We start from the raw sequence: 14848 nt of genomic DNA, 5'->3' as shown, positions 1-14848 counted from the left end.
TCACTCAATCACTCAATCACTCAATCACTCAATCATTCAATCATTCAATCACTCGGCGCAACTGTCATTCGAACTTCAGGATACGTCCCCATTTCGCGGGAATAGCCACCTCAAGTTTTCCTTGCTGTGGCAGGAACAGCTCCTGACTCATGAGATCCCGCATACCTTTATCTGCCACTGCAGTCAGGGTTGCCAGACGCTCTACATTCGAATTATTCAGCAACACCCAAATGGTCTCCCCCCGATAATGACGCGCAAATCCGTAGACGTCTTGTTTATCGTCGATTAACAGACTGGTGAAATCACCCAGCCGCAAAGCTGCATGTTGATTTCTTATGGCGATGAGGCGTTTATAGTGTGACAGTAAGTCTCGATTTATTGCGACTGTATCCCACTTATCCGGGGCGCGCTCGGTGCCATTGGGCAAGTAACGCTCTGCTTGATAGCCTATGTCCGGCCAAAGCATGGGTTTGCGGTTGTCAGGATCGTTCCCGCCCCACATACCGACTTCGTCACCGTAATAGATCATGGGCGCACCGACATAAGTCATTTGCAGAATCACAAATAATTTTTGCAGCCGGATTTCGTCGGCATTGGGCTTACGCACTCGATACTCTGGGTTATTGGCCGCCTGTGACAGGTTAAAATATTGCCCCCAGTTACGGAAATTACCCAGCCCCCGGTTCACTATGTGCGATGCAAGGCGGTTTGTGTCATGACTGCCAAACAAGTTCTGATTAACATAGGCGACACCTGCGGGATAAAGTTCACGCAGCTTTTTAAGTTTTGCATCGAATTGGGAAACAGAGATGCTCATCCCGGTGGGATTAAACAAGAACTCGGTCGCGGTGAAGGCGAAGTTATAGTTCATCTCGGCATCAAATTCGTCACCCTGAAAATAGGGGATGACTTTCTCTGGCTTATCGACCAATTCAGCCGTCATATAGGCCTCTGGATTGATGCTTCGGACCAAGGCTCGCCAGTCTTTCCAAAATGCATGTTGAACTTCGAAGGCCACATCCAGACGCCAGCCATCTATGCCAAATTGCGTCCCCATGCCTTTGGGGTTCATCCAACGTCTGGTGGCATTGAAAATGTATTCTTTCGGGCCTGTGACTATGCCATGCTCATCCTCACGCCATTCCGGCAGTGATTTTACCCCAAACCAGCCCTCGTAATCGAAGCTGGTGCCTGCTGCTGCGTCATCGAAGCTCTTCACACTGAACCAGTCTTTATAAGCAGAATCCTGCTGTTTTAGCTTGAGATCCTTAAACGCAAAGCTGTTAACACCCATATGGTTAAAGACACCATCGAAGATGATTTTCATTTTATACTTATGGGCTTTGTCTATGAGTTGCAGCGCCAGTTCGTCCGCCTTGGTCCAAATCCAGGTCTCAGGGTCCAGTGGATTTTCCTTTGCCATCAGGGCGCGATCACCCTGGGGATCCGGGCCGAAGTTGGGGTCGATATGGTGATAGCTGGCACCGTCATATTTATGCAGCGACGGCGAGTCGAAGACGGGATTGAGGTAAATGGCGGTGATCCCCAGTTCATGCAAATAGCCCAGTTTATCTATCACCCCCTGCAAATCGCCACCGTATCTGCGGCGCAATAGGTGTTTCCATAATTCGGGTTCCCCATTGGCCAACTCATAATCTTGTCGTTGGTACCAATCGCTGCCCCATGGGTGTATGTGCCACTGCTTGGGAGGTTCGACGGGATCTGCACCCAGGATATCGGTCAGCTCAGGGTTATTGGTGGCGTCGCCATCACGAAAACGTTCGGGAAAGATCTGATACCAGACGACGGATTTGGCCCATTCAGGCACAAATTCGCCAGCTTGGGTTGCCGGCTTGGGCATGTCATCGTGATTCGACGCCAATACCGAGAAAGTGAACAGCAAACTCAAACAACTGACTTTCCGAAGGATGTATTTTATATTCATAAAGATTAATTAATTACTCGCGGCTATAGTGTCGCTAGACAAGGACTGTTTACGCGGCTGGGCGTTGAAACATTGCACGCCGGGTCACCCAGGCGTGCAATGTTAAAACCATTACTGGAAATATGTCTGTGGCAGATCTACGACTCCTGCGGCATCGGCAGATGAGGTCGCGGTGCGGTTTGCGCCGCCTTCCCATATCACATTGCCCTGATCATCCTTCAAGATATACTTATATTCGAAAGAGGTTGCTTTAGGCACACTCACAGGCAAAAACCAATTGTACCATTCGACGGGATCCGGATTATGGAAGGCATCCACGGCCTTAGCCGGATCCCAACTTCCCAACTCGGGTATGCTGCCGACCAGATAGACTTTTTGTCCCAGAGCCGTGCTTTTCTGCACATGAAATATCATTTGATTTTGATCATTCGACAGCAGATTAAAGCTGAAGTTGTTGCTGGTAACCCCGGCTTTTTTGACCGTGACTATTTTCTCTCCGCCGGCCATGCCGGGCACTGTGACGTTAATTTCAGTACCGCTGTTAGAGTTCACTTGCGCCTGCACAGTATCGAAATAAACCTGGACCGCGCCGTCAAGACCCGTACCCAAGATGGTCACTTCATTGCCTTCCCTCCCTGCGACAGACACCATGTCGCCTATGCGCGGGGCCGTGCCGAGATCGGCATTATAGCTCCAGACATTGACCTCCTGCGGGCTTAGCTGAAATGAGGCTATTTTCTGGCCGACCCCGGCGCTGATTACTGTGGCGGAGTCGCCGGACAACTCACTCGTCAACTTATCGGCATAACTGCCTGTGGGCAGGCTGGTTGCCAGATCCGGCACTGTGTAGGCGTTGAATGGGCTGCGGTTTATCGCGACGACCACTTCTTTATCGTAAAATTTACGCGATAAGACAAGTACATCGGCTGTGGAATAGAGCACATTGGTTAAGCCGTAGGCCAAGGCATCATTTTCCTGTCTCAATGCGGAGAGTTTCTGAATGATTTTATAGGCGGCAGTCGTTTGGCTGAATGGCTTATCGACTTGCAGGAACACCCGGCCGCCATTTTCGCTCGCATCATGGCCGTTAACATATTGTTCGGTACCATAATAAATGTTGGGAACCCCGCGAGAGACGAGGGACGTGGCCAGCGCAACATCCAGGCTGCGGTGATCGCTGTTAATTCTCAAGAATCGTGGGACATCATGGTTATCGATAAAGGTGACTGTTTGATTTTCATATTGGTAGTCATTGGCCGTGTATTGGTAAAAATTCGCCAGGGTGTTCATATCTTCGGAGCCATTGGCAAAAACATTGGTCATGGTCCGGAAAAACTCGAAATCGAGATTATTGATGTTCGTCCTCGTTGGAAATGAGGTGTATTCGGCATATTTGGGATCCGGTTTCCCTATGAAAAACTCACCAAAATGCGTCACCGCGCCACCCGGGGCGGAATCGATCGCGTCTCTGAAGCCTTTGGCAAAGGCTGGATTCATATGCAGGGTGGCATCATGGCGATAGCCGTCTATGCCTTTGCCCTTCCAAAAAATTGCCGCCTCTTCCAGATATTGTGCCACGGCAGGCAACTCCTGGGTGAAGTCTGCCAGTGAACCCAAGTCCCGATAACGATAGCCGAATCGGCTGCTGTCACTGCCCCTGTCACCTTTTCGGTGAAACCAGTCAGGGTTCAAGGTGCCATTGGGATCGGCAATCAAATTATCGGAAGAGCCATCGTTGTTGAGATCCACAGGATCGCCGCCGGCGTCAAACGAGAAGCTATTGTTGGCATCTCTATCCGGCTCGTATAAACGGCCATTCTCAGGCGTATTTCCATTGGTTGGATTCTGCCAGCGACTCGTGTGGTTAGAGACAAAGTCAATCACGACTTTTATTCCATTGGCGTGCAGTGCTTCGACCATATCGCTGAAGTCTTGCATAGTTCCGAAGTGCGAGTTGGTGCGATAATAATTGCTCACATGGTAGCCGTGATAACTGGACCAAATTACCTGGCTGCCATCCGTCTGGTGATCGACAATGGCTTCATCTCTGTTGGCATAAGGTGCCGATATCCAAACTGCCGTGACTCCCATATTCTTTAAATAGGGAATTTTGGCAACTATTCCTTTAAAGTCACCACCTTGATACAGTTTCATGTCGCTGCCTGTGCCATCGAAGATCTGCGAAGGTGAACCTGCAGGTATATTGTTTGTTGGGTCGCCGTCATAGAATCTGTCGGTCAGAATTTGGTAAACTGTGTCTTTAGCCGTGATGGGGCCCAGAGATACGGCTGCATAACTCCCCGAGGCGGCGAGCGTAAATGCAATAAAACTGAACGTCTTCATAGTCCTGAATAAATTATTGTTCATCATCTTCCCTTATTTTGTTTTTTCAGTGTCTAATGAGTTGCCAATGAAATACATAATCGAACAACCCACTTGAACAAATAATCGGCTAATGAACAAGCTCCTACATACGTATTCAATACTATCTTCAATAATGTCTTCAATAATATTCAGTCGTTTCAATTTATAGCTTCAATGTTTATATCCCGATAATGAATGGGTATGGCTTTTCCCAATAATTGAAGTTAATTGATGGTTCCTTATCCTGATATTCGCTGCAGCGGCGGCGACAGCGTATGGGGCAGCCAACGAGGCGGAAAACACTGTCACACAACTGTGCCCTGGGTCCGGCCCGGCTCTCTATAAAAAAACGGCACCCAAGGGTGCCGTTTTTTTATTGGCGTAGGCTCAGAGCGCTCGGGCTTATGTCAGTCGAGTGCCTTGAAACGAATGGCGGTGCCGCCGCTGCTGGCGAGCTTGAGTTGCAGGCTATCTTTGGCGCCGACCTCTTTGGTTTCTACCACATAGTCATAGGGATTGGTCTTCCAGTCGGCCTTGGCGCCGTCGCGGTAGATCTGCGCCTGGTAGCGCTTGCCCTTATCGAGGAAGTCCAGCTTGACCGTCAGTTCCCTGGGTGACTCGTCGGTGAGGGCGCCCAGGTACCAGTCGCCCTGGTTTTCACCTGCCCGTTGTTTGCGGGCCCTTTCTTTTCGAGCTATGACCACGAAGTCACCCACTTCACCGTCGAGGGCGATGCTCTCACTCCAGTCGCTGGGGACGTCACGGATGAATTGGAAGGCGTCCGGATGTTTCTCATAGTTGCGTGGCAAGTCGGCCGCCATCTGTATGGGGCTGTAGAGCACCACATAGAGGGCTAACTGCTTGGTGAGGGTGGTCTGTACCCGGGTGATTGCGTCCAGCCCCTTGGGTGCCAGGTCGAAGATCCCAGGGGTGAAGTCCATGGGGCCGGCCAACATGCGGGTGAAGGGCAACATGACCGTGTGCTCAGGGTTGTTGGGCGGTTGGCCCCAGGCGTTGAATTCCTGACCTCGGGCGCCTTCGCGGGCGATCCAGTTGGGGTAGGTACGGCGCAGGCCAGTGTCCTTGATCGGCTCATGGCTGTTGATGCTGATGTGACGCTTGGCGGCTTCGGTGACGCTGTGCAGGTATTCGCCGACCATGAACTGGCCGTCATGCCATTCGTGGCGGGTGATGCCCTGGTCGTCGACCCGTTTGATGTCACCGCCGTCGGCCACATAGCCGGTCTTGACCTGGGTCACGCCGTACTTCTGGTACATATCGAAGGCGGCGCCCATTTGTTTGCGGTAGTTGGTCACAGAGCCCGAGGTTTCGTGGTGGCCGATGAGCTTCACGCCTTTCTGCTTGCCGTAGGCGCTGATGGCCGGCAGATCGAAGTCCGGGTAGGCCTGGGTGAAGCTGAACACGTCGCCGTTATCGTACCAGCTGCCGTCCCAGCCCTGATTCCAGCCCTCGACCAAGACGCCGTCGAAGCCGTATTTGGCGGCGAAATCCATGTAGCGCTCGGTTTCGGCTGTGGTGGCGCCGTGGGTTGCCCCCGAGCCCCAGGTGTTTTCATTCAGGTGCATGCCCCACCAGACACCGACATACTTGCCAGGTTGTACCCAGGAGACATCGCCGAGCTTGTTGGGCTCGTTGAGGTTGAGGATCAGGTTGGAGTTGAGCAGCCCTGAGGCCTTGGCGGCGATCTGTATCGTACGCCAGGGAGTATGAAACTCTGCTTGGGTCTTGACCCTGATGCCGTCGGACCAGGGGGTGAGATCCGCCTTGAGGGTGCCGTCGCGGCGTTGATCCAATGTCATGGCGGCATAATCCACCAGCGCCGCCTCGTGAATGCTCAGATGGGTGCCGGACGGTAATTTTACCGTGAAGGGGGTGTGGACTCTGTCTATGTCGGCGAGTGTAGTGCTCTTGTACAGGTATTCATAGCGGTTCCAGCCGCGGGCCGGGATCCACCAGGCCTGGGTCTGCTGCGGACTGGGCACAACGAATTCGGTCAGCTCGTCGGTGATCTCCAGTGTGTTCAGCCCCTGTTGCTCGGGGAAGATATAACGGAAACCCAGGCCGTCATCGAACAGACGAAATTCCAGCTTGAAGCTGTACTTGCCGTTGCTGAGGGTCGCCGTCAGGCTCTGGTGTTGATCGCGGATCCATTCACGCTCGCCCCAGGGTTGTTGCCAGCGGCTATCATCGCTGCCGCGGCTCACCTCGGTGATCTGATAGCCCGTGCCCACTTCGCCCAGGGACTTGAACACCAGGCCGAGACGGCTGGCCTCGATCACCTGCTGATCATCAAAACGTACCTCGTATTCGGGACGCCCCTTGTCATCGCTCAGCGACAGCTGTATGTGTTTATCCGGTGACAGCAGCAGCTGGGTTTGGGCATGGGCCGAGGTCGCAAACAGGGCAGGGGTCAGGGCACAAGCCGAGCTGAGCAGCGCGAGCCTCACCCGGGTTGAGAGGCGATTTAATCTGGGCATGAACACTCCTTGGTTCGTTATTCTTCTTGTAGGGTTTTATGCGAAGGCATCAATCTGGGCCTAAGGCTATTGCATACTAGTGGCGATGGCTTTTGCACCGCAACCAACTGCATACGTATTCAAGCTGCCGGTCACAGGCTCCCCACTCGATTGCCTCCTGTCTTGGCCTTGGCATCAGTTCGAACCTGGGGCCGGGGGAGACGCGCTGCTGTTTGCGGCTTCAACGGATATGATCTTCAAGGGGTTAGCTTGCAGGTGCCGAAAACCATGCAGATGGACTGTCAGAGCCCGGCAGATGCGATACAATGGCGGCTTTTCTCGGCTCAGTCTTCATGCTCACATGCTCAGTGCGCACCTTAAGCGTGCCAGCCTGGACCAAGAAGCTTGTCGTAAGAGGCTTACCGTCAGAGATTTGCCTGTGAGTGCTTTTTTTGTGAGAAATACACCGTGATAGATGTGTTGTGAGAAATGCTGTGAGAGGAAGGAACATGAAGATAAGCCAGCGCCTGAAGCTCTTGGATCAGATGGTGGGCCAGGGCTACAGCCATATCTGGGATTGCTGCTGCGATCATGGGCTGCTGGGAATGTTGCTGCTGGCGCGCCATGCCGCAGACACGGTGCACTTCGTCGATCGTGTGCCCTCGCTGATGGATGAGCTGGCAACCCGGCTGACACGATTTTTCCCCCAGTCCCTGCTCCCGGACACAGCGCCGCTCACGGACACTGAGCCTGGCCCGAGCCGCTGGCGGGTGCATTGCCTGGATGTGGCGCAGCTGAGACTGGCTGAGCGCGATGCTGATACTCTTGCCGATACTGAAACGCTTGCCGGTACTGCTACTCTTGCCGGCACTGCGACTGCGACTGGGGATACAACCGAGAGAAAGCCGCAGCTTATCATCATAGCAGGAGTGGGCGGCGATCTCATGCTGGAGCTGGTGCAGGGGATACTCGCCGCCAACCCCGGACTCGAGTGCGAATTCATTCTGAGTCCCGTGCATCATAATTACAAGTTGCGGCTGGCGTTGCAGCGGCTGGGGTTTGGACTCCTGGATGAGAAGCTCATCGAAGAGAATCGCCGTTTCTACGAGATACTCCACCTGAACTATGGCGCGGCTGATAGTGGTTCGGATGATTATGCTGCGGATGGCTCGGAAGCCAGGCGGGCCTCATCTCGGCCCATAGCCCCGGTCGGCTCCCTCATGTGGGACTGGGACGACCCCCTGCACCATATCTACCTCAAGCGTACCCTGAGCCACTACGGGCGGATGAAGTCTCAGCCCGGGGCCGAAGCCGTGGTCAGGGCTTATCAGGCCCTGTTGCCGGCCGAATAAGTCTGAATATATAGGCAGTGAAACCATTTTACAGTGAATCAACCAATATGAAGTTACTCAAATCCAGCCGTCATCCAGGGGTGACGGATGAAGGAACCCGTTTCAGTCGCAGAGCGGCGCGGGGCATTATCCTGCGCGGTGAGGAGATCTTGCTCCTCTATACCGAGCGCTACCAGGATTATTCCCTGCCGGGCGGCGGTGTGGATGAGGGCGAGACGTTGGAGCAGGGGTTGCGACGCGAAGTGTTCGAAGAAACAGGGGTGAATCACTTGTGTGAGATCCGCCCCTTCGGCCTGTACGAGGAGCAGCGGCCCTGGCATCGCGGCGGGTTCGATACTGTGCACATGCTGTCTTACTGCTTCGTGTGCCGGCCGGATCCAAAGCTGAGCGATACCAGTCTGCAATGCACTCAGTTGGAAGATTATGAGCTGGGCAACGGCATGCGCCCCGTGTGGATCAATATTCATGAGGCGCTGGCCCACAACCGGCATATTCTGGCCACCAGCGACAAGCGCGGCATGTCCATAGTGCGGGAAACCTATCTGCTACAGCTGATCGTAGCGCGCTTGCTGCGCCCTGGTGTCGTGGAAGCCGCTGCCGCGGAAGAGAGCGCCGTGGAAGATAGCACAGTGGAAGCTGCCGTCGTGGAAGAGGGCGCCCTGGCATCCGAACCCGGCCTGGCCGCTCAGAGCTGATACAGCTCCAGCGGCAGGCCGTCGGGATCGCTGAAGAAACAGTATTGCTTGCCCGTGTATTCGTCGATGCGTATCTGTTCGGTGGCGACCCCATGCCGCTCGAGTCTGGCGACGCAATGGCTCACCGACTCGACCCTGAATGCCAGGTGTCGCAGGCCACAGGCCTCGGGATAGCTGGGTCTGGCCGGCGGAGAGGGGAAGGAGAACAACTCCAGCTGACTCAGATCCGGCAATTGCAGGTCCAGCTTATAGGAATCGCGGGCCTCACGATAATGCTCGGCCAGGGGAGTAAGCCCCAAGATTTCCACATAGAAATGTTTCGATTTTTCATAGTCGCGGCAAATTATCGCCGCATGATGTATGCCTGTCAGCATAAGACTCCTTCACGATGAATACAGCAACTGGACGACCCGAGGCCTGCCGGCCCATTTTTCCAACCGACCCTGTAGCGGAGCCGGCTGGGGCGGATAAGCTATGGCTTGTGGGGTATTTCTAACACGGCCGAGGCCAATGGTGCCAGCTCCAGTAGGATACTGCCAAGCCCTTTTGTGACCGTCAGTTCGGCGACATGCTGCTGCAGCAGATCCTTGAGCGGGTAGCTGCCGTCCGGCAATTGCCAGCGGGCGATAAGCTCGGCCGGCAGTCGCAGCGCGAGCCGCTTGGACCCGGCCTTATCGAAGTTACTCAGGATAACCAGCTTTTGCGTATCCTTGTAACGGGCGAAGGCGAAGGTACTGGCGTCATACGCCGTCTTGGCATCACCGCCGCGATTGGCGGCGTCCAGGGAATAATATTCCCCCGACAGTGCCGGTGCACTGCGGCTCAGGTTCAACAGCCTGAGGTAATAGTCCCTGAGGCGCTTCTCCGCCGGTGTCGACTGGCCGCCATCGAATTTGCCGCCATTCATCCAGCGCTGGTGGGCCGGCACCCCGATATAATCGAAGATGCTGGTGCGTGAAGGCTGTCCGAAGCCGGCATTTTCGCTGCCATCTTCCCCTACCTCCTGGCCGAAATACACCAGGGTCGGCGAACTCCCCAGGGTGGCTGAGACCGTCATGGCGGGCAGGGCGGCGAAGGCATTGCCGGTTGCCGTGTTGAGAAACTCAGGGCTGGCGATGCGCTGCTCATCATGGTTTTCGAGGAAATGCAGCAGGTGTGCTTCTATGTCCATGACCTTGGCCTGGGCTGCGGCGATCTCTGCCGTGCCGGCCTTGGCCTGCACCACGGCCCTGAGGGTGTCGTACAGATCGACCTTGTCATACAGATAGTCCATCTTGCCCAAGTGGATATAGTCGCGATACAGCGCCGGGTTATATACCTCGGCCAGCAGGAAGGCGTCGGGATTGGTGTGCTTTATCTGGCTGTTGAGGTAGCTCCAGAACTCGACCGGCACCATCTCGGCCATGTCGTAGCGAAAGCCATCGACCCCTTTGGCCAGCCAGAACTGGCTGATGTCGCGAAACTTCTTCCAGGCGTCGGGGATCTTGTCGCTGTCCTGGGCCAGCCAGAAGGCATAATGCTCGGCCGCCGTCTTGAGGGCAAAGTCCGCCGGCAATGGAGGGAAATCCCGACTGCCGTCCGGGCGCACGCCATAGTTGATCTTGACCGTCTCATACCAGTCGTTGGCCGCGGGTTTGGCCAGGCGCGAGCCGTTGCCGGTCCATTTGGCGGGCATTTCGGCAAATTGACCGTCGCCATGTGGCCGACCTGTGTCCCCGGCCGCGACCTCTGTGGTGACTTCTGTAGTGGCCTGGGGGGTGGTATGAGGAGCGGCCTGGGTGTCAGGCACTTCAAATGCTTTGCCGACCACATAGTAGAAGTTGTTATGTCGGGCGTATTCGACCGAGGTGTCGTCCCCGGCACCGAAGTCGCTCACCCCGGCGGGGTTGTTGCTGGAATGATAGCGGCGCGCCACATGGTTGGGCACTATGTCCATGATGACCCGCATGCCGTGTTTATGGGTGCGGGCGATCAAGGCCTCGAATTCCTGCAGGCGTTTGGCCGGATCGTCGGCCAGATCCGGATCGACATTGTAGTAGTCCTTCACCGCATAGGGTGAACCGGCGCGGCCCTTGACCACGTCGGCGTCGTCATTGTCTATGCCATAGGCCGAGTAATCGCCGAGCAGCGCATGCTGGGGCACGCCCGTGTACCAGATGTGGCTGACGCCCAGTTCCCTGATGCTGTCGAGTGCCGTATCGTCTATGTCGCTGAACTTGCCGACGCCGTTGTCTTCCTTGGTGCCCCATGGTCTATTGTTGGTCTGCTTGTTGCCATAGAGGCGGGTGAACACCTGGTAGACCACAGGCTTGCCAGCCGGGCTTGTGTCTGCCGTGCTCCCGTCTTTGGCACTCTCGTCTTTGGCATTTTCGCCTTGGGCGATAACGGCGATGGCTGGTTTGGGAAGGTCAGCCCCGGCCGCAGGGGCGACGTCATGGACTGCCTGGGCTGGGTTACTCAGCAGCAGGCCGGCGACCATAGCATGCAGGGAGGAGGGGAAAGAAATGTGCTTCATGGTGTTTCCTGTATCAGTCTTGCAGTTCCAGGACCAACACCCCGGCCGCGCTCAGGGGGATGACGTGGGTCAGCGGATAGTGTTTGTGGTCTATGATGTCGATGGCACTGCGGCTCGTGCCTATGAGATCCCTGAATCTTGTCAGTGGCAGCTCGACCGGCTGCTGGTTTTTATTGTAAATAATCATCAGCTTATGGCTGCCTGGGGCACAGTTCTCATCATCACAGCGAAACTGCACATAGATGCCGTTCTCGGGCACAAAGTGACGCAGTGCACCGCCTTGCAGCGCCGGCGACTGCTTGCGGTAATTGAGCAGCACCCTGGTGAAGTCCTGCGCCTCGCGCTGCTGTGGGCTCAGCCCCTGAGCCGTGAAGCCATTTACCGCATCTCCCGCCCAGCCGCCGGGAAAGTCGCCCCGCACCAGGCCATCGTTGCGGCCTTCACCCGGGCTGGTCAGCAAGATTTCTGTGCCGTAGAACAGCTGGGGAATGCGTTTGGCGGTCAACACATAGGTCATGGCCATCTTGTAGCGCGCCAGGTCTTGTTTGAGCAGGCTGAACAGGCGGTTGGTGTCATGGTTGCCTTCGAACAATACCAGCTTCCCGGGGGCGGCATAGACGCTATCGTTGGCCAGGGTTTCGTACAGCTTGATGAAGCCCTCGGTTTCATTCAGGCCGGCGATGAGCTGCTCGTACAGGGGGAAGTCCATCAGGCTGGGCAGGCCTGAGCTGTAGCCGTCGGCATTGCGCTTGCCCTCTTGCCAATAAGAGACAGTCACAGGATTGGCACTCCATTCCTCGCCGACGATATTGAAATTGGGGTACTCGTCCATGACGGCCCTGGACCAGCGCGCCAGGAAGGCCTTGTCGGCGTAGGAGTAAGTGTCTTCGCGTATGCCCGACAGCCCGGTATATTCCACCCACCAAATGCTGTTCTGGATGAGATAGGTCGCCAACAGGGGATTGCGCTGATTGAGATCCGGCATGGAGTCGACAAACCAGCCATCGGTGAAGGCCGCCTTATCTGCGGCGACGGCATAGGGATCCTGCACCGTGGTGCGCCTGTGGCTGGTGTACTTTGGCGTCTGGCTGCTCGTGTCCCGAGCATAGCCGTTGAGCCAGTCTTGACTCGGCAGGTCCTTGAGCCACCAATGACCCGAGCCTATGTGGTTGACAACCATGTCATTGATCACCCCGAGCCCCAGCTTGCCGGCCTCCTGCACCAGCGCCCGATAGTCCTCATTGCTGCCGAACCTGGGATCTATGCGGTAATAATCTGTGATGGAATAGCCATGGTAGGAATAGGCCCCCTGATTGTTTTCCAGCAGGGGATTGATCCACAGCTGGGTCACGCCGAGTTTGGCCAAATAATCCAGATGTTGGCGGATACCTGAGATATCGCCGCCATGGCGGCCATCCTTGTCGGCGCGCTTGGCCCGCTCCAGCATGCCCGGCACAGTATCGTTGGCCGGATCGCCGTTGGCAAACCTGTCCGGGGTGATGAGGTAGATTACATCCTTATTGCCGAACCCCTGACGGGCACCTGAACCCGGCTGGCGCGGCTTGAGCTCATAGTCGAGCCTGTGCAGCACCCGATCCGCTTGTTTCAGCTCCAGGGTCAGGTGCTGAGGCGCGGCGTCGGCGACATCGAGATTGATAAACAGGTAGTTGGAGTTGTCTGTATGCTCGGTTCCGAGCAGTTTCACCCCGGTACCCTGAATGTCGACACTCAGGGCCGCCAGCTTATCGCCATGCAGCATCAGCTGCAGCCGGGGATTATGCATCCCGGCCCACCAGAATGCGGGTTCCACTCCTATGGCATCTCGGGGGCTTGCCTGGCTCAGTGGCGTCAGCAGCAACAAAGACAGCGCCCATAGCGCCGTCGCGATCTTGTTCTTCATAGACGGGTTTATCCTAGACATAGTCTCATCCATTTATTGGTCTGTCCTGCCGGCAATACGGCTTGTGCCACTCTGGCCTTCTTCACGAGTATGGGGTTATACGTGTGGCGCCTGACAATGCTGCGCCAGATAGTCCTCATGGCGCTGCAGCCTGTTTGCTGTGCTGCCATAAATATGACGCAAATCAGCACAGTATTGGGTCAGTTGTTGTTTGGTGATGGTATCGGTCAGGGGATGATGCTGCTCTGGGCTGATCCCCTGACCCAGCATGACCTGAACCCAGGCGGCTTCGGAAAAGAGCTCGTCCTGGTGTCTGAACACTATGCCGCTGGCTCGGAACAGGTCGATTCTATGCTGCAGCGTCTCGGGAATGTCCATGGTTTGGCAATGTTGCCAGAAAGGGCTGGCTTCGTGCCGATTAAGACGATAGTGCAGTATGATGAAGTCCCGCACCTGCTCAAACTCTGCCCTGGATTGGCGATTGTACTCATCGATATTGGCTTGGTTGAATTCGGCGGTCGGGAACAATTTCAGCAGCCGCATGATACCCGATTGCACCAGGTGCAGGCTGGTGGATTCCAGCGGCTCGAGAAACCCACTCGCCAGCCCAAGGGCGACACAGTTCTTGTGCCATTGTAGCCTGCGCCTGCCGGTGATAAAGCTGATTTTTTTCGGCTCCGCCAATGGCTTGCCATCGAGCTTGCTTAAAAGCAACTCAGTGGCTGCTTCGTCCGACAGGAAGCGGCTGCAATACACCAGACCATTACCCGTTCTATGCTGCAGCGGAATACGCCACTGCCAGCCCGCCTCATGGGCTATGGATTTGGTATAGGGGGGTATGGGATGGACGGCTTCGCTGGGAGTGGCCAGAGCTGTGTCGCAGGGCAACCAGTGACGCCAGTCTTCGTAGCCTGTCTCCAGGGCTTGTTCGATCAACAAGGCGCGAAAGCCGGAACAATCTATGAAGAGATCGCCCGAAATGATCTGACCCGAGGCTAAGGTCACAGAGGCTATGTTGCCCGAATGCTCAGCTAACTGGGTCGTGACTAGCTTGCCTTCTATGCGCTTTACCCCCTGTTTTTCACTGTATTTTCTGAGGTATGCGGCATAGAGTCCGGCATCGAAATGATAGGCGTGGGTGAGTCCGGCAAGTCCTGTCCCCTCTATACTGTCCAGGCGCTGAAACTTATTGTGTTTCGCCGCGAGGTAATTGAGAGAGTATTGCCAAAAATCACGGGGCTGGGCGTTACCTTGACTCAGCCAATACTGATGGAAAGGGGTGAAACCGAGATCTTTGCCTATGTGCCCGAAGGCGTGCATATAGGCATCGCCCGTCTGGCCCCAATGTTCAAATTCAATGCCCAACTTGAAGGTGCCCTGGGTCGCCTTGAGAAACTCATCTTCCGCTATCCCCAGCACATTGTTGAACAGCTGCAGCGGGGGAATGCTGGCCTCACCGACACCGACTGTGCCTATCTCGTCGGATTCCACCAGGGTTATCTGCAGTTGTTTGCCGAGAAGGCGGCTGAGCATGGCCGCCGCCATCCAGCCCGAGGTGCCGCCGCCGACTATGACCAGTTTTTTTATGGGTGAATGCATG

General features: G+C 55.6%; 9 protein-coding genes. 2 read left to right on the top strand and 7 right to left on the bottom strand.

Features of this window, described 5'->3' with window-relative positions; all coding sequences use genetic code 11:
* Positions 1-64 precede the first annotated feature (64 nt).
* The 3 genes from HC757_RS02660 to HC757_RS02650 form a co-directional block, all read right to left on the bottom strand.
* The gene (locus HC757_RS02660) at positions 65-1909 is read right to left on the bottom strand and encodes a glycoside hydrolase family 13 protein (protein ID WP_244623004.1); all 1845 of its coding nucleotides are present in this window, start codon (positions 1907-1909) and stop codon (positions 65-67) included.
* Between the two features lie 147 nt (positions 1910-2056).
* Positions 2057-4312, bottom strand: a complete 2256-nt coding sequence (locus HC757_RS02655; protein ID WP_244623003.1) for an alpha-amylase family glycosyl hydrolase — start codon at positions 4310-4312, stop codon at positions 2057-2059.
* Between the two features lie 404 nt (positions 4313-4716).
* Complete coding sequence (locus HC757_RS02650; protein ID WP_169562741.1) at positions 4717-6807, bottom strand: glycoside hydrolase family 97 protein; 2091 nt, start codon at positions 6805-6807, stop codon at positions 4717-4719.
* Between the two features lie 488 nt (positions 6808-7295).
* Between HC757_RS02650 and HC757_RS02645 the strand changes: the two genes are divergently transcribed.
* Both HC757_RS02645 and HC757_RS02640 read left to right on the top strand, forming a co-directional pair.
* Positions 7296-8138 carry a tRNA (adenine(22)-N(1))-methyltransferase gene (locus HC757_RS02645; protein ID WP_169562740.1) on the top strand — a complete coding sequence of 281 codons (843 nt, stop codon included), beginning with the start codon at positions 7296-7298 and terminating at the stop codon, positions 8136-8138.
* Positions 8139-8185: 47 nt separating this feature from the next.
* Positions 8186-8833, top strand: a complete 648-nt coding sequence (locus HC757_RS02640; RefSeq protein WP_169562739.1) for an NUDIX domain-containing protein — start codon at positions 8186-8188, stop codon at positions 8831-8833.
* Here HC757_RS02640 and gloA2 read toward each other — a convergent pair.
* The 4 genes from gloA2 to HC757_RS02620 all read right to left on the bottom strand — a co-directional run bounded on the left by gloA2 (position 8824) and on the right by HC757_RS02620 (position 14847).
* On the bottom strand, positions 8824-9207 hold the full coding sequence (gloA2, locus tag HC757_RS02635; RefSeq protein ID WP_169562738.1) for an SMU1112c/YaeR family gloxylase I-like metalloprotein: 384 nt from the start codon (positions 9205-9207) through the stop codon (positions 8824-8826). The two genes, HC757_RS02640 and gloA2, sit on opposite strands and share 10 nt — an antisense overlap.
* 98 nt (positions 9208-9305) lie before the next feature.
* Positions 9306-11348: an alpha-amylase family protein gene (locus tag HC757_RS02630; RefSeq protein WP_169562737.1), complete on the bottom strand. Its 2043-nt coding sequence runs from the start codon at positions 11346-11348 to the stop codon at positions 9306-9308.
* Positions 11349-11361: 13 nt separating this feature from the next.
* Positions 11362-13248 (bottom strand): glycoside hydrolase family 13 protein, encoded by a 1887-nt coding sequence (locus HC757_RS02625; RefSeq protein ID WP_169562736.1) that lies wholly within the window; start codon positions 13246-13248, stop codon positions 11362-11364.
* A gap of 96 nt (positions 13249-13344) precedes the next feature.
* The gene (locus HC757_RS02620; protein WP_169562735.1) at positions 13345-14847 is read right to left on the bottom strand and encodes a tryptophan halogenase family protein; all 1503 of its coding nucleotides are present in this window, start codon (positions 14845-14847) and stop codon (positions 13345-13347) included.
* Position 14848: the final 1 nt, after the last annotated feature.

The sequence above is a fragment of the Shewanella salipaludis genome (assembly GCF_012911865.1).
Classification (GTDB): Bacteria; Pseudomonadota; Gammaproteobacteria; order Enterobacterales; family Shewanellaceae; genus Shewanella; species Shewanella salipaludis.
The sequence above is the reverse complement of the archived record's forward strand: the minus strand, read 5'-3'. Positions and strand labels throughout refer to the sequence as shown.

Excerpts from the sequence above, each read along its gene's own strand:
- HC757_RS02645 (WP_169562740.1), top strand. The coding sequence starts at position 7,296 with ATGAAGATAAGCCAGCGCCTGAAGCTCTTGGATCAGATGGTGGGCCAG.
- HC757_RS02630 (WP_169562737.1), bottom strand. The coding sequence starts at position 11,348 with ATGAAGCACATTTCTTTCCCCTCCTCCCTGCATGCTATGGTCGCCGGC.
- HC757_RS02655 (WP_244623003.1), bottom strand. The coding sequence starts at position 4,312 with ATGAACAATAATTTATTCAGGACTATGAAGACGTTCAGTTTTATTGCA.
- HC757_RS02650 (WP_169562741.1), bottom strand. The coding sequence starts at position 6,807 with ATGCCCAGATTAAATCGCCTCTCAACCCGGGTGAGGCTCGCGCTGCTC.
- HC757_RS02625 (WP_169562736.1), bottom strand. The coding sequence starts at position 13,248 with ATGAAGAACAAGATCGCGACGGCGCTATGGGCGCTGTCTTTGTTGCTG.
- HC757_RS02640 (WP_169562739.1), top strand. The coding sequence starts at position 8,186 with ATGAAGTTACTCAAATCCAGCCGTCATCCAGGGGTGACGGATGAAGGA.
- gloA2 (WP_169562738.1), bottom strand. The coding sequence starts at position 9,207 with ATGCTGACAGGCATACATCATGCGGCGATAATTTGCCGCGACTATGAA.
- HC757_RS02620 (WP_169562735.1), bottom strand. The coding sequence starts at position 14,847 with ATGCATTCACCCATAAAAAAACTGGTCATAGTCGGCGGCGGCACCTCG.